18 protein-coding genes and 1 tRNA gene are annotated in these 18,102 nt (G+C 65.7%); 13 read left to right on the top strand and 6 right to left on the bottom strand.

Features of this window, described 5'->3' with window-relative positions; all coding sequences use genetic code 11:
* The first annotated feature begins 43 nt into the window (after nucleotides 1-43).
* Nucleotides 44-1,078: a fatty acid desaturase family protein gene (locus ACIQ3B_RS14960; protein WP_397403935.1), complete on the top strand. Its 1,035-nt coding sequence runs from the start codon at nucleotides 44-46 to the stop codon at nucleotides 1,076-1,078.
* A gap of 376 nt (nucleotides 1,079-1,454) precedes the next feature.
* Here the strand turns inward: ACIQ3B_RS14960 and ACIQ3B_RS14955 are convergent, their stop codons facing one another.
* Genes ACIQ3B_RS14955 through ACIQ3B_RS14945 form a run of 3 tightly spaced genes read right to left on the bottom strand, consistent with a single transcriptional unit; the run spans nucleotide 1,455 to nucleotide 2,611 of the window.
* Nucleotides 1,455-1,967 (bottom strand): 2'-5' RNA ligase family protein, encoded by a 513-nt coding sequence (locus ACIQ3B_RS14955; protein ID WP_397403933.1) that lies wholly within the window; start codon nucleotides 1,965-1,967, stop codon nucleotides 1,455-1,457.
* A 29-nt stretch (nucleotides 1,968-1,996) separates the two neighbouring features.
* Entirely contained in the window at nucleotides 1,997-2,332 is a 336-nt protein-coding gene (locus tag ACIQ3B_RS14950; RefSeq protein WP_397403931.1) for a cell division protein ZapA, read from the bottom strand.
* 3 nt (nucleotides 2,333-2,335) lie between these two features.
* A complete protein-coding gene (locus tag ACIQ3B_RS14945) occupies nucleotides 2,336-2,611 on the bottom strand; it encodes a DUF4164 family protein (protein ID WP_397403930.1) in 276 nt (91 codons plus the stop codon).
* Between the two features lie 139 nt (nucleotides 2,612-2,750).
* Here ACIQ3B_RS14945 and tkt point away from each other — a divergent pair, with 139 nt between their 5' ends.
* Together tkt and purT are read left to right on the top strand one after the other, a co-directional pair.
* Entirely contained in the window at nucleotides 2,751-4,721 is a 1,971-nt protein-coding gene (gene tkt, locus ACIQ3B_RS14940) for a transketolase (RefSeq protein ID WP_397403929.1), read from the top strand.
* 3 nt (nucleotides 4,722-4,724) lie between these two features.
* Complete coding sequence (gene purT, locus ACIQ3B_RS14935; protein WP_397403927.1) at nucleotides 4,725-5,918, top strand: formate-dependent phosphoribosylglycinamide formyltransferase; 1,194 nt, start codon at nucleotides 4,725-4,727, stop codon at nucleotides 5,916-5,918.
* On the opposite strand, the gene ACIQ3B_RS14930 is transcribed toward purT, so the two are convergent.
* The 3 genes from ACIQ3B_RS14930 to ACIQ3B_RS14920 form a co-directional block, all read right to left on the bottom strand.
* Nucleotides 5,915-6,313, bottom strand: coding sequence for a Zn-ribbon domain-containing OB-fold protein (locus ACIQ3B_RS14930; RefSeq protein WP_397403926.1), 399 nt, complete (start codon nucleotides 6,311-6,313; stop codon nucleotides 5,915-5,917). The two genes, purT and ACIQ3B_RS14930, sit on opposite strands and share 4 nt — an antisense overlap.
* Nucleotides 6,314-6,315: 2 nt before the next feature.
* Nucleotides 6,316-7,509 (bottom strand): thiolase domain-containing protein, encoded by a 1,194-nt coding sequence (locus tag ACIQ3B_RS14925; protein ID WP_397403924.1) that lies wholly within the window; start codon nucleotides 7,507-7,509, stop codon nucleotides 6,316-6,318.
* 209 nt (nucleotides 7,510-7,718) lie between these two features.
* Complete coding sequence (locus ACIQ3B_RS14920; protein ID WP_397403922.1) at nucleotides 7,719-9,182, bottom strand: AMP-binding protein; 1,464 nt, start codon at nucleotides 9,180-9,182, stop codon at nucleotides 7,719-7,721.
* A 134-nt stretch (nucleotides 9,183-9,316) separates the two neighbouring features.
* Here ACIQ3B_RS14920 and ACIQ3B_RS14915 point away from each other — a divergent pair, with 134 nt between their 5' ends.
* The 10 genes from ACIQ3B_RS14915 to ACIQ3B_RS14870 all read left to right on the top strand — a co-directional run bounded on the left by ACIQ3B_RS14915 (nucleotide 9,317) and on the right by ACIQ3B_RS14870 (nucleotide 17,871).
* The gene (locus ACIQ3B_RS14915) at nucleotides 9,317-9,739 is read left to right on the top strand and encodes a PaaI family thioesterase (protein ID WP_397403920.1); all 423 of its coding nucleotides are present in this window, start codon (nucleotides 9,317-9,319) and stop codon (nucleotides 9,737-9,739) included.
* Nucleotides 9,740-9,834: 95 nt separating this feature from the next.
* Nucleotides 9,835-9,924, top strand: a tRNA-Ser gene (locus tag ACIQ3B_RS14910).
* 283 nt (nucleotides 9,925-10,207) lie between these two features.
* Nucleotides 10,208-10,528 (top strand): cytochrome b/b6 domain-containing protein, encoded by a 321-nt coding sequence (locus ACIQ3B_RS14905; RefSeq protein WP_397403918.1) that lies wholly within the window; start codon nucleotides 10,208-10,210, stop codon nucleotides 10,526-10,528.
* Nucleotides 10,529-10,556: 28 nt separating this feature from the next.
* Entirely contained in the window at nucleotides 10,557-11,129 is a 573-nt protein-coding gene (locus tag ACIQ3B_RS14900) for a hypothetical protein (protein ID WP_397403916.1), read from the top strand.
* Between the two features lie 12 nt (nucleotides 11,130-11,141).
* Nucleotides 11,142-11,858, top strand: coding sequence for a response regulator transcription factor (locus ACIQ3B_RS14895; RefSeq protein ID WP_397403914.1), 717 nt, complete (start codon nucleotides 11,142-11,144; stop codon nucleotides 11,856-11,858).
* The gene (locus ACIQ3B_RS14890) at nucleotides 11,855-13,006 is read left to right on the top strand and encodes a sensor histidine kinase (protein WP_397403912.1); all 1,152 of its coding nucleotides are present in this window, start codon (nucleotides 11,855-11,857) and stop codon (nucleotides 13,004-13,006) included. Before ACIQ3B_RS14895 ends, ACIQ3B_RS14890 begins: the two co-directional genes overlap by 4 nt.
* Before the next feature lie 90 nt (nucleotides 13,007-13,096).
* Nucleotides 13,097-15,124 (top strand): TonB-dependent receptor plug domain-containing protein, encoded by a 2,028-nt coding sequence (locus ACIQ3B_RS14885; protein ID WP_397403910.1) that lies wholly within the window; start codon nucleotides 13,097-13,099, stop codon nucleotides 15,122-15,124.
* Nucleotides 15,125-15,321: 197 nt separating this feature from the next.
* Entirely contained in the window at nucleotides 15,322-15,945 is a 624-nt protein-coding gene (locus ACIQ3B_RS14880; protein WP_397403908.1) for a hypothetical protein, read from the top strand.
* Between the two features lie 93 nt (nucleotides 15,946-16,038).
* Nucleotides 16,039-16,833, top strand: a complete 795-nt coding sequence (locus ACIQ3B_RS14875) for an inositol monophosphatase family protein (protein WP_397403906.1) — start codon at nucleotides 16,039-16,041, stop codon at nucleotides 16,831-16,833.
* A gap of 15 nt (nucleotides 16,834-16,848) precedes the next feature.
* Nucleotides 16,849-17,871, top strand: coding sequence for a glycerophosphodiester phosphodiesterase (locus tag ACIQ3B_RS14870; protein ID WP_397403904.1), 1,023 nt, complete (start codon nucleotides 16,849-16,851; stop codon nucleotides 17,869-17,871).
* Nucleotides 17,872-18,102: the final 231 nt, after the last annotated feature.

Here is an 18,102-nt window from a genome sequence, read left to right as displayed (position 1 = left end):
AAACGCCTAAGTCCACGATCCGCAACAAGGACAAGCCGACCGCGTGAGCGTCGCCACAGATACCGGAGCCAGCCTGGCCCGCCAGGCCAACGAACTCGCCCGCGACCTGGCGGTGGCGAGTCCGCGTGTCTATTGGCTGGACCTTTCGGTGACCGCCGCCGTGACCTGGTTGAGTCTGGCGGTCGCCACGACCAGCCAATCTACAGGCTGGATGCTGACGGCGGGCGTGGTCTGTATCCTCGCCCTCTATCGCGGCATCAGCTTCATCCATGAGCTTACCCACCTGCGGCGCGACGACGTGCCGGGCTTTCACTTCGCCTGGAATGTGCTGATCGGCGTGCCCTGGCTGACGCCGTCGCTGCTCTACGAAGGCGTCCACATCCTGCATCACGCCAAGGACCGCTACGGCACTGCGCGCGATCCCGAGTACCACCCGCTGGCCCGCAGGCCGCCCCATGAGCTGGCCGCCTTTGTGGGCATCGCCTTCCTGGCGCCCATCGGCGTGTTCCTGCGGTTTGCGGTTCTGGCGCCCTTGAGCTTTCTGATCCCGCCGCTGCGCCGGTTCGTGATCGCCAGAACTTCCGGCATGGTCATCAACACCGGCTTCTCGCGTGACGATTTCGACCGTGCGCGCAGCGCGCCCTGGCTGGCTCAGGAGATCGGCGCCTGGCTCTGGAGCTGGACCGTGCTGGGTCTGACTGCGGTCGGCGTGATCCCGCTGCGCGCCCTGATCATCGCCATGGTGATCTTCAGCCTGATGACCGTGCTGAACCAGCTACGCACGGCCGTCGCCCATTACTGGGAGAATGATGGGGAACAGATGGCTGTGCTGGATCAGTTTCTGGACACCGTGAATGTCCCGCCGCCAGCCATGCTGCCGTTCCTGTGGGCGCCGGTGGGCCTGCGCTATCATGCCCTGCACCACCTGATGCCGAGGTTGCCGTACCACAATCTGGGGACCGCGCATCGGCGACTGGTAGAGGCCCTGCCGGCCGATCACCACTACCGGCAGGTCGAGCAGCGGGAACTGATCCCGGCGCTGTCGCATCTGCTGGGTCGGATGCAGGGTCGGCGCTGATGCTTGTTTTCCCCAACGCACCTCTCGGAAATACCCATTGAACCCACGGTCTCAAGACGGCGCAGACATCAGCAAGACTCGGCGCGCACCTTCCTCCCCTTGCGGGACCGTTGCATAATTCCAGATAGCGAGAGAGCTCGACGCCACGCCCCTTCACCCCTTGTGGGAGAAGGTGGCCTCGCGAAGCGAGGTCGGATGAGGGGTCGATAATCCTCTCCGATAAGGCATTGAAATCATTTCGATAGGGCGGCGCGACCCCTCATCCGGCCGCCTTCGGCGCCCACCTTCTCCCACAAGGGGCGAAGGGGCGCATAGGCCAATTCTGGCACCAGCCTGAATTACACAATGGTCCCGCAAGGGGAGAAGGGATTCGGCGTCAAGCGAAGCGGACGTGGTGCAGTTCTGTGACGCTCTCGCCATCAAAATCTGCAAGATTCAGCCCCTCAAGATCGCCTCGAATATCGACGCTCCGCAGCGACGCGGCCACGTGTTCCGCATCCTCTCGCGCCTTGAAGGCTCCCACCGTCACGTGAGGCAGGAACGGAATGTCAGGACGCAGTTTGGATTCAAGGATTCCCGAATAAAGCCGAGCGTGAAGCGCCCGCATGGCATCCGCACCTTCGGACGGCAGAAGGAAAAGGTGGCTGCCATGACCAGATGGATCATCAACAGCCGCCGCCCGGGAAAGTCGGAACGCCAAGGTCGTCGTGCCTTCGATAACCTTACGAGCGTGCGCAAGAACATCTTCGACCGCTATGCCGGTGAACGGGAAGACGAACGTGAAGTGCGGCGGCACGAAAGCGTACTGCGGGTCGTGAGCCCGCCTGATGCTGTCGATCCAGTCGCGATCGGAAGCTTGGATCGAGAGCCTCGAAAAGATCACCAACACGTCAGCGCTCCAGCAAGGCGGGGAGGGTCTCAGACCGCGTCAGCAGCGCCCAGCCTTTCGATCCGGGTCGCCGCGGCTTCCAGTGCGCTCACCGCGCGACCCTCGATCCGCGACCGCTCATTCTCCAGCCGGGTCACCTCGGCCTGCAGGCCCTCCAGCCGGTTCCGCGCATCATAGAGTTCGTCGGCCAGCAACAGGGCGCCCATCAGGAACAGTCGGGTGTCGCCCAGCTGCCCCATGTCCTGGGAAATCTGGCGAACCTGTTGGTCGAAGATCCGCGCCAGCTCCACCAGATGCGGTTCCTGCCCGTCTTCGCACCCGACGGCATAGGGGCGACCGTTCACGTCCACATTGATCTGGGCCAAGGGTCAGGCCTCCGTCGTCTGGCCGGCGAGTGCGGCGCGAATTTCCTCGATAGCATTGCCCAGAGCCACAGAGGCCTGGGCCCCGGCCTCTTCCAGCTCTCGCTCGCGGGCGCGGGCCTGGTCAAGTTCGGCCGCAAGCCGGGCGCGGTCCAGATCGAACCGTCCCCCGGCATCGTCGCCGACGGCCTTCAGACGCTGGGACAATCTCTGCTCCAATACATGCACCGCACTCTCAAGCCGTCTGGCGGCAAGATCGAGCGCGCTATCGCCTGGGGTCATGGCAGTCTCCGAAGGCCGTCTGGACCCTGTATGCCACAGACGCAGCAATCTGCGAATTCGAGGCGGTTTTCTTGACCCGTCCGCGCCCGCGTGCGAGGCGAGCGCCCCTGACAACCCTTGACCAGCCCCTAAAGGTCCGATGCCCGCGCCGCTGAAAACCATGGCCGACGCCATCCGTGTTCTTTCAATGGACGCCGTCCACAAAGCCAAATCCGGCCACCAGGGCATGCCGATGGGCATGGCCGACGTCGCCACCGTGCTGTTCACGAAGTTCCTGAAGTATGACGCGGCGCGTCCCGACTGGGCCGACCGCGACCGCTTCGTGCTGTCGGCGGGCCACGGCTCAATGCTGCTGTACGCCCTGCTGCACCTGACCGGCGTCAAGGCCGTGACCATGGAGCAGATCAGGAATTTCCGGCAGCTGGGCTCCAACACGCCCGGTCACCCCGAGTACGGCCACACGCCCGGCGTCGAGACGACCACTGGCCCGTTAGGTCAGGGCCTGGCCACCGCGGTCGGCATGGCGATGGCCGAGCGGCACGTGAACGCCCGTTTCGGCGACGCCCTGGTTGATCACCGCACCTGGGTCATCGCCGGCGACGGCTGCTTGATGGAAGGCGTCAGCCATGAGGCGATCAGCCTGGCCGGGCGGCTGAAACTGTCGAAGCTCACTGTCCTGTTCGACGACAACAACACCACCATCGACGGTGAGGCCACGATCTCGGAAACCGGCGACCAGCTGGCCCGCTTCAAGGCCGCGGGCTGGGCGGTCAAGGCGGTGGACGGCCACGACCATGGCAAGATCGCGGCGGCGCTGCGCTGGGCGACCCGCCAGGACCGACCCACGATGATCGCCTGCAAGACCCTGATCTCGAAGGGCGCCGGGCCCAAGGAAGGCGACCCCCACAGCCACGGCTATACCCTGTTCGACGATCAGATCGCCGACGCGCGCAAGGCCATGGGCTGGACCGCCCCGCCCTTCACTGTGCCGGACGATATTCTGAAGTCCTGGCGCGCCGCCGGCCGCAAGGGCGCCAGGGTGCGCAAGTCCTGGGAGGCCGGGCTCTCGCAGTCGGCCCACAAATCCGAGTTCGAGCGCGCCATGGCAGGCGACCTGCCCGGCGGCGCCTACGCCGAAATCGACGCCCACATCGCGAAAGCCGAGGCCGAAAAGCCCGCTGCGGCCACCCGCCAGCACTCCGGCTCGGCCCTCGACAGGCTGATCCCGGCCATCCCGGAAATGGTCGGCGGCTCAGCCGACCTGACCGGCTCCAACAATACCATCGTCAAGGGCATGGGCGCGTTTGACGCCCCCGATTACACCGGGCGCTACGTCCACTACGGCGTGCGCGAGTTCGGCATGGCGGCGGCCATGAACGGCATGGCCCTGCACGGGGGCGTGATCCCCTATTCGGGCACCTTCCTGGTGTTCTCCGACTACAGCCGTCCCGCGATCCGTCTGGGCGCCCTGATGGGTGCGCGGGTGATCCATGTGATGACCCACGACAGCATCGGCGTCGGCGAGGACGGGCCAACCCACCAGCCGGTCGAGCACGTGGCGTCCCTGCGCGCTATCCCGAACCTGCTGGTCTTCCGCCCGGCAGACGCCGTGGAGACGGCGGAGTGCTGGAAACTGGCTCTGGCCGCCCGCGACACGCCCTCCGTCATGGCGCTGTCCCGCCAGAAGGTTCCTGCCGTTCGCACGATCGTCGCCGGGGAGAACCTGTCGGCCCGCGGCGCCTATCAGCTGGCCGGCGCCGAACGCCCGGCCCTGGTGACGATCTTCGCGTCCGGCACCGAGGTCTCGGTCGCCATGGAGGCCCGCGCCATGCTGGAAGCCGAGGGGATCGGAACCCGCGTGGTGTCCACCCCCTGCTGGGAGCTGTTCGCCGCCCAGTCGACAGACTATCAGGCCGCTGTCATCGGCGAGACCGAGGTCAGGGTCGCCGTCGAGGCCGGCGTCAGCATGGGCTGGGCCCGCTTCATCGGCGAAGACGGCGTCTTCGTCGGCATGGACGGGTTCGGCGCCAGCGCCCCCGCCGAGGTGCTCTATAAGCACTTCGGCATCACCGCCGAAGGCGTGGCAGCGGCTGCGAAGGCGAAACTCTAGACTATGCGTCTCGGCACCCCGCTTTCGCCGACCGCTGTCCGGGTCATGCTGCTGGGCTCGGGGGAGCTGGGCAAGGAGCTCGCTATCGAATTCCAGCGCCTGGGCTGCGAGGTCATCGCCGTGGATCGCTACGCCGACGCCCCGGCCATGCAGGTGGCGCACCGCGGTCACGTCATCGCCATGACGGATGCGGAGGCCCTGCGCGCCCTGGTCGAGGCCGAGCAGCCGCACCTGATCGTACCGGAGATCGAGGCGATCGCTACGAACGAGCTGGCGCGTATCGAGGCTGACGGACTGGCGACGGTGATTCCCACCGCCCGCGCCGCGCAACTGACCATGAACCGCGAGGGCATCCGCAAGCTGGCCGCCGAAGAGCTGGGCCTGACCACCAGCGCCTATGCCTTCGCCTCGACCGAGGCCGAACTCGCGGCCGGCGCCGAAGCCGTCGGCTTTCCTTGCTTCGTGAAGCCCGTGATGAGTTCCTCCGGCAAGGGCCAGTCGTACGTCGAGACGCCGGATCAGATCGCCGCAGCCTGGGCCTATGCCTTGGCCTCCGGTCGCGTGGAGCAGGCCCGGGTGATCGTCGAGGGCCGCGTCGATTTCGACTTCGAGATCACCCAGCTCACGGTCCGCAGCCTGCGAGGGGGCCAGGTGGAGACCAGCTTCTGCGACCCCATCGGTCACCGCCAGGTGAAGGGCGACTATGTGGAAAGCTGGCAACCCCAGGCCATGTCGCCAAAGGCCCTCGCCCGCTCACGCGACATAGCCAGGGCCGTCACCGATGCGCTGGGCGGCCTCGGCCTGTTCGGCGTGGAGCTGTTCGTGAAAGGCGACGAGGTCTGGTTCTCGGAAGTCTCGCCCCGCCCGCATGACACGGGCCTGGTCACCCTGGCCACCCAGCACCAGAGCGAGTTCGCCCTGCACGCCCGCGCGATCCTGGGCCTGCCCGTCGACGTCTCGTTGCGCGAGCCTGGCGCCAGTGCCGTGATCTACGGCGGGATGGAAGCCACAGGCATAGCCTTCGACGGCGTTGCCGAGGCTCTCAGCGTCCCGGGCGCCGACCTTCGCCTGTTCGGCAAGCCCGAGAGCTTCGAGCGCCGCCGCATGGGCGTAGCCCTGGCGCGCGGCGACAGTGTCGATCAGGCCCGCGAACGCGCCCGCGTGGCCGCGTCCCGGGTCAAACCCGTGGCAGGCTAGACCGGCGCGAACACCGGGACAGGCGCACCGCCTTCGGTCGGCTGGAACTTCACCTTGACCTTCATGCCGATCGCAAGTCCATCCGGCGCCACGTCGACGAAGTTGGTCATCATCGTGGGGCCCTCGTTCAGCGTCACATAGCCGATGGCGTAGGGACCGGTCGGCGAGCGGTACATGACCGAATAGGTGTAGATCACCCCCTCGCCCGGGCTCTCCTCCCAGACCGTATCGTCCGAGTGGCAGTTCGGGCAGATTGTGCGCGGATACCAGTGGGCCTCGCCACAGGCATTGCAGCGCTTGATCAGGAAGCGGCCCTCCTCGGCGGCGTCGAAGAACGGCTTGGATTCCAGGTTTACGGCAGGGGCCGGGATCGGCCGGGTCATGATTTCGGACATGCTCAGGACTCCCGTTCCATGATGGCGGTGGCGGCGCCGTGGCGCACGCCCAGCGAACCGCCCGTACCGTGGGCGATGGCCAGATCGCAGTTGGCCACCTGCACCTTGGGGTGCGCCTCGCCGCGCAACTGACGCACGGCCTCGATGATCTTGGTGATGCCGCCGCGATTGGTCGGGTGATTGTTGCAGAGCCCGCCGCCGTCAGTGTTGAACGGCAGCTTGCCGACGCCGGAGATCAGATTGCCGTCGGCCACGAACCTGCCGCCCTCACCCTTCTTGCAGAAGCCGAGGTCCTCGATCTGCATCAGCACCGTGATGGTGAAGCTGTCGTAGATCGACGCATACTTGATGTCCGAAGGCGTGACGCCGGCTTCCGCGAACGCCGCAGGTCCCGACCAGACAGCGCCAGAGGTCGTCAGGTCCAGGCCCTTGCCGCCCATCTGCAGCTTCGGCGCCTCACCGGCCCCGATCAGTTTCACCATCGGCCGCTTCAGTGTCCGCGCCACCTCAGGCGACGTCACCACCACCGCCCCGCCGCCATCCGTCACCACGCAGCAGTCCAGCAGGTGCAGCGGATCCGCGATCATCCGCGAGTTCAGCACATCCTCAACCGTGACCACGCTCTTCAGGAACGCATGCTCGTTCCATTGCGCATGATGGCTAGCCGCCACCTTGATCCAGGCCAGCTGCTCCGAGGTGGTGCCATACTCGTGCATGTGGCGCATGGCGCACATGCCGTAGGTGTTGTGGGTCGAGCCGCCATAGATGCTCTCGAAGCCCTGCTCCGGCGCGCCGTCGGTGAGGCCCGCCGGCGGACGCCCGCCGCCGCCGCCGCCCGGCCGGTTGCCGCCATTGCGGGGCCGACCCGCCAGGGTGATCAGCGCCACGCTGCACTTGCCCGCCGCAATCGCCTGGGCGGCGTGGTGCAGGTGGACGATGTAGGACGAGCCGCCGGTCTCGGTGGTGTCCATGTGGCGGACATTTTTCAGGCCCATGTAGTCGACCATCGACATGGCCCCGAACCCGGGCGCATCGCCGGCGCAGAAGTAGCCGTCGACATCGTCAAAGCTCAGCCCGGCATCCGCCAGCGCACCGCGCGCGCTTTCGGCGTGAAGCTGGGCCGTCGTCTTGTCCGGCGCATCGCGTGTGGGGTGCTCATAGACCCCCATCACATAGGCCTTGCCCTTGATACTCATCCGCTCCCCCGTGATTTCTTTGGTCGATAGCCCGCCAAACCCCCCAGTGTCATCCCGGTTTTCACCGCAGGTGAAAGACCGGGACCCATAAACGCCGGGGTCAGAGATTCGGTACGGCGGCCCCGCTTCGACCTTGTCCGGACCGGCCGGCGTCTATGGGTCCCGGTCTTCGCGGGGCCGCGAAACCGGGATGACACCCCGTAGTGTGATCACCCCGCCTTGATCCGCGCATCCCTGAGCGCCGTGCGCCGCACCTTGCCCGCGTCGTCGCGCACCGGTTCATCCACGAACTCGAACGACTTCGGCCGCTTGTAGGTCACCAGCCGGTCCGCCAGATGCGCCTTCAGGTCCTCGGGCGTGACCTCGCCCTGCACATTGACGATGGCGTGGATGCGGGCGCCCAGGTCGTCGTCCGGCAGGCCGATCACCGCGCACGACTGCACCGCCGGATGCTCCTCCAGCGCCGCCTCGATCTCGGCGGGATAGACGTTGGAGCCCCCCACCAGGATCATGTCCGTGCGCCGGTCGGCCAGATAGAGATAGCCCTCGACGTCGAAAGACCCCAGGTCGCCCAGGCTCTCCCAGCCGTCAGAGATCGTCCGCGCGTCGGCGCCCAGATATCTGTAGGTCTCCGCCACGCCCGGGGCCCGGCGCATGTAGATCTCGCCCACCTCGCCGGGCGGCAGTTCGGCGCCGTCCTCCCCCACGACCTTCATCTCGCCGACGGCCACGCGGCCCACCGATCCCCGGTGCGTCAGCCACTCCGAACCCGAAATGATGGAGATCGCCTGGGCCTCGGTGCCCGCATAGAGCTCCATCACCTCACCCGGCGCGATCCAGTGGATGAAGGCTTCCTTCAGCCAGGGCGGACAGGGCGCCGCCATGTGCCAGAGGGTGTGAACGCTCGAAATGTCATACCGCCCGCGCACATCCTCCGGCAGATGCCAGATCCGGTTCATCATGGTCGGCACCAGGTAGAGCCATTCCACCTTGCGCGCCGCAATCTCCGCCAGCGTGCCCTCCGGATCGAACCGCGGCGTCAGCACCACATGGGCCCCCGCCTGGGTCGCGCTCATGGTCAGGGTGAATGGGGCGTTGTGATAGAGCGGCGCCGGCAGCAGCACCGTTTGGCCCGTGCGGATCCCGTAGAACGGCACCTCGGTCGCCTCCTTCAACGACAGCCCCGGCTGGCCCGCCAGGATCAGCTTCGGGCGGCCCGTTGATCCCCCGCTCGTGGGCGCCTTCGAGATCGGCGGGATCTGGTCGGGCAGGTCGCTGTCATCATCGGAGAGGGCGAGCAGATCGGCCACAGACACCACCGGGCGGTCGACCTCGTGGGTGAACTCCGCGATCACCAGCGGCGCCTTTGCCAGTTCAATGATCGCCTGCAGCTCCCCCTTGGGCAGCCGGAACGACACCGGCTGCGGCGTGGCCCCCAGCTTCCAGATCCCGTAGCAGATCGCCACGAACCCCACGGAGTTGGGTAGGCCCACGGTCACCAGATCCCCGAACTTCACCCCGCGGGCCGCCAGGCCCCGGGCGACGCGGTTCGACAGGCGATGCAGCTGCCGATAGGTGAGTGTCTCTGCCCCACAGCTGACCGCCGGCGCATCCGGCCGGCGCGCCGCATGTAACGCCAGCTTGGCGCCAAAGGAGATCATCTGATCGGTCATCGCATCCGCCCCGTGCTTCGCCGCCACTCTCGACGCCCCCGACTCCGCGGGCAAGGGCCGAAGCCGGCTGACTGGCCCCTTGGCTTTCGCAACGTCAGTTTCCCATGTCCCGACACCCGACGGAGATCACGACCATGCTCGAAGGCAATCAGGCGGCCCTGTTCGAAGAGCGGCAGAAGGGCACCCTGCCGGGCGAACTCGGCATCGCGTGGGAGGATGTTTCCAACGGCCACGCCGCCGGCGGCTTCACCGTGGGCAAGCAGCACATGGCGGCCAACGGCTTCCTGCACGCCGCCTCTATCGTGGCCCTGGTGGACAGCGCCTGCGGCTACAGCTGCGTGGCCTCCCTGCCCGAGGGCGCCAGCGGCTTCACTACCGTCGAGATCAAGACCAACTACCTGGGCACGGCCAGGATCGGCGAACAGGTCACCTGCGAGGCGCGCCTGCTGCACGGCGGCCGTATGACCCAGGTCTGGGACGCGGAGGCCACAAACGCCACCACCGGCAAGATCATGGCCGTCTTCCGCTGCACCCAAATGATCCTCTACCCCCGCTGAAATCCGCGCCACCTGCCCCCTTGCGCCCCCGGGCCGCGATGATTAGGTTCCGCGCTCGCTCGACGGGACCCCTTGTGGTCCCGTTTGCTGGCTCTGGAGAGGTGGCTGAGTGGTTGAAAGTACCGCACTCGAAATGCGGCGTACCTGGAAGGGTATCGTGGGTTCGAATCCCACCCTCTCCGCCATAAGCCTGCCGCGCTAGGCGCGCCCAAGCAAACGCAAAGCCCTTACCTCCCCCTCAAAGCGGCGGGAGGGGGACCGCACGCCGAAGGGCGGGGGATGGAGGGGGCGGGCCACAGGCTCGGCTGCTCTGGAACAGCTTGCCGCAATGGGTATGGCGTCCCTGTAATTCCCTGGCTGCCCAATGTCGCGCGCCACCGGCGCCAGCTCTTCGCAATCGAATCGCAACATTTGCACAACGCAGCGGCAAAACCCCTGATCAATTAGGGGTAGCGGAGGATGCTGCGCATGATCGAACGATATCCGCGAATGATGCGGCTCATGCACTGGAGTGCGGCGGCGCTTATCCTGCCGGCGCTGCTGATCGGCCTTGCGCTTGGCTATGAACTTGTCGCGCCGCGCAGCAAAGCCGCAGAATGGTGGACGGATGTGCATGTCCTGCTGGGTGTGAGCGTGCTGGGGGTCATGGTCATGCGGCTCGTCATTACGTGGCGCTCCGCCAAGCCGCCGACCGCCGGTACGCGCACGGAAATTCTGACGGCGCGCAGTGGCGACAGGATCGACGGCCTCAATCGAATGCGCGCCGGTCCTACTGAACCACGGGCGTAGAGCACGCCCCTGAAAGGTCTCCCTCATCATGCAAATCAAAATTCGCTCTGCGGTCCAACCGTTAATCCTCACGATGGCGCTGTGCGCGCCATTGGTCGCCATGGCGCAGGATGCATCGCTGCTGAAGAATGGCGGCTTTGAAGACCTGCAGCCAGGATCGCCCGAAACGCTGCAGGCCTGGCGCCCCGACAAGGCTGAATCCGGATATGTGCTGACGACGCAGGACGTCCATGATGGCAAGCAAGCGCTTGAAATCGGCTTTGACGAGAAGACCTCCACAGTCGGCTATGCCGGGACGATCCAGAGTATTGCACTGCCTGATCTTGCGGGCCGAACCCTGGCAGTCTCAGGCTGGCTGAAACGGAGTAATGTCGCGAGCACAGCCGGCCTCTGGATGGCGTTTTTCGATGCCGACGGTAAGCGGTCTGTCTATGTTAACGACTATGACAAGCCATGGATTGACGCCAGGGGCTGGAACTTGCGTACCATCAGAGCCAAGGCGCCGGTTGGAACTGTCCGCATGCTGATCGGCGCGTCGATTTCCGACAAGAGCGGTAAGTTGCTGGTAGACGCTATCACGATGGAAGCCATACAGCACTGAAGGAGCATGCATATGCCGAGTGCGGCAGTCAGCACTGTCGATATGACGCTCGCGGGCGTCAGGATTCTCATTGTTGAAGACGAACCCGAGATTTCAGAGATTGTCGATGCGTTCTTTCGCCGTGAAAGCGCCGATTGCCTGATTGTCGGCGATGGCGAAAGCGCGGTCGATACGGCGCGCTGGTGGCGACCGGATATCGTCATCCTCGATCTGCGCCTGCCCGGGCGCGATGGCATGTCAGTGCTGGCGGAGCTGCGCGCCGGTGCGGTCCAGCCCGGTGTCATCATCTTGAGTGCGCTGGGCGAGCAAATCGACAAGCTGGCGGGGTTTCGGCTCGGGTGCGATGATTATGTCGTCAAGCCCTTCAACCCGCTCGAAATCGTTGCGCGCGCCAAGGTGCTCGCCGGGCGGCAACGGCGCCAGGCGGCTCACGCCGTCATGTCCTTTGGCAACATCCGCATCGACATCGACGCATTCTGCGCCTTCGCCGGATCGCAGCCGCTCGACCTGACGCCGACCGAGTTCAAGTTGCTGCACCTGTTCGTTGAGCGCGGCGGCAGGCTGATCACGCGCGGCCAGATTGTGGATATCGCGCTTGGCGAGGAAGCCTTTGACCGGTCAGTCGATCCACATATCAGCCGACTGCGGCAGAAGATCGAACGCTTGCCGGGCAGTGGGGTAACCCTCACCAGCATTCGCGGCCAGGGCTATCGACTGGATCTGGCATGATCCAGGGTTTGCGGGCGAGGATCGCGCTCAGCGCCATCATCATCAGCGTGTTCGCAGCACTGGTCGCGGCATTTGCGCCGGATTATGTCTATGCCCTGCGCGACCAGCTGTTCATGGCGAGCCTGGCGCCCGCGGACAAAATGCAATTGGCGCGCCTGCTTGATACGTGGGGGCAGTGCTCGCCGCTGGTTTATGACTTCAAGATGGATCACGGCTTTGCGCCCTGGCACCTGAATTACGGCTGGGCATTGGGTGGTATTATCCTGCTGACTGCCGTCTGCTGCGCCGGGTTTGCGGTCATTTCTGCAGGTAGAATTGCCGCGCCCATCGAAGCGCTTGCCAGCAGCGCGCGCAAAATCGCAGCGGGTGACCGCCAGGCCCCGCCGGCGATAGGGCGGGGGGCGCCGCGGGAAATTGCCGAACTGCACCGCGATTTTGCAGCGATGACCCGTGCCTTGTCCGCTGCCGACAATGATGTGCACATGCGCTCCGCCGCCATTGCGCATGAACTGCGCACGCCCTTGTCGGTGTTGCGCGGCCGGTTGATCGGGGTGCAATCGGGCGTTTTCGTGCTTGACGCCGCCTTGCTGGATAGCCTGTTGCGCCAGATCGGCCTTGTCGATCAACTTGTCGCTGACCTCAATCTGCTGGCGTCGCCGCTGGGTACAGACATGCATCTCGACCGCGAACCGGTCGCGCTCGACGGCCTCGCCGCGTCAGTCGTCGAAACGTTGCAGCACGATGCGGCTGAACGGGGCGGTTCGCTGCTGCTGGATGCCACGCCTATCGTCGCGCGGGTTGATCCGGGGCGTATCGAGCGCGCGCTGGTCAATCTGGTTGCCAACGCCATTCGCTATGCGCCGGGAACCGACATTCAGGTGTCGGTGCGCCCCGCCGCCGATAAGATCCTGCTCGCGGTGCGCGACAATGGCCCCGGATGGCCGAGCGACGACCCGCAATCCCTGGCCGCCGCCTTTGCGCGCGGCGATGAATCGCGCTCGCGCCAGTCCGGTGGCTCGGGGCTGGGGCTGGCGATCGTCAGCGCCATCGCCCGCGCGCACGGCGGCTCGCTGCGGCTGAGTGCGGCCGATGGCGGCGGGGCACTGGCTGAAATCATCATCCCCGTCGGCGGCATGGGCGAAGACTGAGCCACCGTCTGCCTGTCGCAACACCATTGCAACCATCCGCCAACGCTGCCGCAGCCCTGGCGCCCTATTGCGCCCCAAACGGAGGTGCGGATGAAATATCGAATTGCCATCAGTATTGCCGCGATGATCGGCTGGTGCAGCCCGTCCAGCGCGCAGACAGCAGCCGACTCAACTGCCCGCGCGAGTTATCCGGCGGCATTTTTTGCCGATGTTCAGGCGCAAAATGCGCTCGACATGCTGGACCGCGTGCCGGGGTTCACGCTGGTTGCGAGCGAAAACCTGCGCGGCTTTGGTGATGCAGCGGGCAATGTCCTGATCAATGGCGCGCGACCAGCGACCAAGGACGTCATGCTTTCCGAAGTGTTGCGGCGCATTCCTGCCAGAACAGTGGAGCGGATCGACCTGCTCGACGGAGCCGCCACTGGCCTGCAGGGCGGCGGTAGTCGGCTGGTTGCGAACGTCATCCTCAAGGGCTCTGCCGGCAGCAGCGGCACGCTGCGCCTGCGCGGCCAGACAACGCAGGGGGATCGCTTCGGGCCATCCGCCGCCGGATCATGGAAGGGATCGCTTGGCGGCGCCGCCCTTTCGGCGAGCCTGAAAGGCGGTACTGACGGGCTCACGCTGCTCAGCGGCCAGCAGCGGCTGGTCGACGGTTTGGGAACGGCGATCGAGTCTGGTCCGTTGATTGATCGCCGAAGCTATACCAACTACGCAGGATCGCTCAGCGTTGCCGCCCCGATTGCGGGGGTGAGCACCACGCTGGCGACATCGCTGCGATCCAGCAATTTTCGTCGCAGATCTCGTTTCGATGCCTTTCCAGCTGGCACGGTCTCGCCCGCAAGAACCCAGATCGAAGCCGATGATGACCCCAGTCGCAGCGCAGAACTCTCACTGGAACTGAAACGCCCTGTCGGTCGCGGCGAAGCCAAGCTGATCGGACTGCAGACCTGGACGAACAATACGGTCTCAGAACTGGCCGGGGCCGAGTTTCCGTCCGGGGCAATCGCGAGCTCGCGCTTCACATCGAACGATAACCAGTCGGAAAGCATCCTGCGAGCGACCTGGGCGCCGCGCTGGCCAAAGCTTGCAGTGGACGTGGCCCTCGAGGGGGTACGCACGACCCTGGTGGCCAACACGGACTTCGTGCAGATCGACAATCAAGGCACGACGCCGCTGGATGCTGACCGAACCCGCGTGGCGGAAACACGGGGCTCCGCAGCTCTTTCGGCAAACTATTCAGGCATCGCCGAGGTATCCATCGAAGGGACCGTTGCGATTGAGATGTCGCGCATCGCCCAGGCGGAGCCGCTGCAATCCGCCAATACATATCGGTTTTTCAAACCGCGCTTTGTGGTGACGTGGAACCCAACCAGCCGAACGACGCTGAGTCTGCGGGCGGAGCGCAAAGTCGGTCAGCTCGACTTTGGCGATTTCGTCGGCGCCCAACAGGTTGCCGATGGCTCCTCGACCCAGACCAATAGCGCACTCCAGCCATCGCAGACCGATGGGCTGCGACTGACGGCCGAACGCCGCTGGGGTACTCGGGGCAGCGTCAGCGTTACCCTTGTCGGTGAGCGGCTGACCAACGTGATCGACGTCCGGCCAGTCGGCGAAGGCCAGGGTGTTGGCAATATCCCGTCAGCCAGCAGCTTTGGCGTAGATGTGCTCGCCACGGTTCCTCTTGGCTTTTTTCTGCGTGGGGCGGAACTGACGATTGATGCCGCCTGGCGAAAGACTTCGGTGCGCGATCCGTTCAACGGGGCTGTACGCCCGCTGCAAGGGGCCGAGTTCGCCGACACGACGGTCAGCTATCGCCATATCGTCAACCCGCACGTCACCTATGGCGGCAGTTTCAGCCTTGCCCCGCCCTACCGCACATTCCGTAGCCAGTTGATAGGCGAGTTCAAGCGTGGGCCAGATTTTTCGATCTTTAGCGAATGGAACATAGGGCTTGCGACCAAGCTGCGCGTCGAAGTCAACCAGTTGTTCGGCAGCAGCATTGATCGCGAACTGACCCGCTATAACGGTCTGCGCGGTATAGCGCCGATTAACAGTATCGAGATCCGCGACCGCACCAGCCGCCGCGCATTTGCCCTTCAGATCGAAAGGACGTTCTGACCGAACCAACTGAAACGGGTGTCCGGTAGTCCGAGATTGGAGGTTACGGTGAAACTTTACTTAACCCCTGCGGGCCGCCCTAAAGAGACAGGATCAGCACACGCCCACCGGCATAGCGCCGCAAGGCTGCAGAAAATCCACCCAGCCCCTCTAAGCTACGTCCGAACCTGTCGTAGCTCTGTGGTCCTCTCCCGGACATGACCGCGACAACCCCTGATCGTGACGCACAGATGCTGGCCGAACTGGCAGAGCTGGACTTCAGCGCGGTCCGACACGTTCATGCGCAGCTGATGGCCGCCAGCGAGGCCGGCGAGGTTGCTGATCTCAGCCGGTCCTACCAGCGCGCCTCGCGTTGCCTGCGCCAGACCCTGGCGCTGAAGGCGAAGCTGGCTGCTGACGCCACGAACCTGAGGGTGCGCACCATACCCCGGCCCGGGATCGACCTGGCCGCGCAGAAACGTGAATTCCTGGCCGACGACGCCGAGGGCGACCGGATCATGGAGCTTCAGGCGGCGGTGGGCGAGGTGATCCATGCCCACGCCGCCGACGCCGCAACCCGCGCCGGGCTCACCGAGCGCCTCGATCGTGAGATCGACGACTGGACCGAGGCCGACGACTTCACCACCGCCGACCTCGACGCCCAGGTGCAGCGCGCCTGCCGCACCCTGGGCCTGCCCGAAGACCTGGCCGACCACTGGCGCGATCTCCACCAGCGGCACGACGAAGATCAGGACGGCGATGGCGATGACCTTGAAGGCGCAGATGACCCCGGCGGCGAAGACGCCCCCGCCGCCCGGCCGCCTGCCGCCGACACCGGCTGACCGCGCGAGGGCCCGGGCCGGGTCCCGCCTTGCCTTCGCAGGCGCTCGCGACTAGGTTCCGCGCCCTTATCCCCTGCCGAGATCTTTCACACCGTGAGCACCCAATCCGCCCTTCTGAAGGTGATGAGCGACGCCGCGCGCAAGGCGGCGCGGGGGCTCAATCGTGATTTCGGCGAGCTGGCCGAGCTGCAGGTGGCCAAGAAGGCGCCCGCCGACTTCGTCACCGCCGCCGACCTCAAGGCCGAGCAGGTGATCTTCGAGGAGCTGTCGCGGGCCCGGCCCGGCTACAGCTTCCACGGCGAGGAGCGGGGGCTGATCGAGGGCACCGACAAGACCCACACCTGGATCGTCGACCCGCTGGACGGCACCACCAACTTCCTGCACGCCATCCCCCACTTCGCCATCAACATCGCCCTGCAGCGCGATGGTGCGATCGTGGCGGCGGTGACCTACAATCCGATCACCAACGAGCTGTTCTGGGCCGAAAAGGGCCGCGGCGCCTTCGTCAACGACCACCGCCTGCGGGTGGCGGCGCGGCAGAGGTTGGACGAGGCCGTGATATCTACCGGCGTCCCACACCTCGGCCACGGCCAGCACGCCCACTTCCTCAAGGAACTGCACCAGATGACTCAAAGGGTGGCCGGCGTGCGCAGCCTGGGCGCCACGGCGCTGGATCTGGCCTGGGTCGCGGCCGGCCGCCTCGACGCCTTCTGGGATCGGGGCTCCTCCGCCTGGGACTACGCGGCCGGCATGTTGCTGGTGACCGAAGCCGGCGGGAAGGTGACGGACGCGGACGGCGGCGAGGCCATCCTGTCGACGGGCTCCATCCTCGCCGGCAACCTGGATATCCATCCCCTTCTGCTGAGTCGTCTCACTGCCGCAAAGTAGCGCTAGGATGGCCTGATGATCACACGCCGCACCCTCACCGCCGCAACCCTGGCCGCCGCCGCCATGCCCGCCCTTGCAAAGCCGAAGTCAAAGCCCCTGGTCATCGCCCATCGCGGCGCCAGCGGCGAACGGCCCGAGCACACTCTGATGGCCTATCGTCTGGCCATCTCGGAGGGCTGTGATTTCATCGAGCCGGATCTGGTGGTGACGAAGGATGGGCATTTCGTGGTCCGCCACGAGAACGAGATCGGCGGCACGACGGATGTGGCCGCCCGCCCCGAGTTCGCCGCCCGCAAGACCGACAAGGTGATCGACGGCGAAAAGCTCAGCGGCTGGTTCACCGAAGACTTCACCCTCGCCGAACTCAAGACCCTGCGGGCGCGGGAGCGGCTGCCGCAGCTGCGGCCCGGCAGCGCGAAGTTCGACGGCCAGGACGTGATCCCCACCTATCAGGAGGTGATCGACCTGGCGAAGGCCGAGAGCCGCCGCGTGGGCCGCGTGATCGGCACCTATCCGGAAATGAAGCACCCGACCTACTTCGCCGGCATCGGCCTGCCGATGGAGCAGCGGCTGGCGGACATGCTGAAGGTCAACGACCTGAACAGCCGCACGGCGCCTGTCTTCGTCCAGTGTTTCGAAGTGGCGCCGCTGAAGGCCTATGGCCTGATCGGCAAGGCCCGCCGGGTGATGCTGGTGAGCCAGGGTCCCGCCCCCGTCGATGTGAAATCCGCCGCCGGTATCAAGGCCATCGCCGCCTTCGCCGAGGGTCTGGGGCCGGAGTGGCCGTTGGTGATTCCCACCACCGGCGGCGTGCTGGGCCAGCCCACTGCCCTGGTGCGCGAGGCCCATGCCGCAGGGCTGGCAGTGCATCCCTGGACCATCCGGGCCGAGAACGCTTTCCTGCCCAAGAGCCTGCAGCGCGGGACCTCCCCCGCCGACCACGGCGACGCCATCGCTGTTGTAAAGGCCCTCTACGCCGCCGGCGTCGACGGCGTCTTCAGCGACTTCACCGCCTTGGCCGTGGCGGCACGGGCCTAGAGCCGGTTGAGGAAAAGTGGGAACCGGTTTTCCGCCCGCAACCCGCTATAAACATATGAGGGCGATCACGTTCTTCGAGATTGGATTGTTTCAATCCAGTCTCGAAGAACGTGATCTAGAGCGGTTTCCCTACGCTGTGAATCGGGAGGGATTCCCAAATCAGTGATGGAGTGATTCAAGCTGCATGCTGGTGAAGGAGGCCGGCATGCATGGGTCATCCTCTGTCATGTG

It is taken from the genome of Phenylobacterium sp. (assembly GCF_044358365.1).
GTDB lineage: Bacteria > Pseudomonadota > Alphaproteobacteria > Caulobacterales > Caulobacteraceae > Phenylobacterium.
Note: the sequence above shows the minus strand (reverse complement) of the source record. Positions and strands in the feature narration are given on the sequence as shown.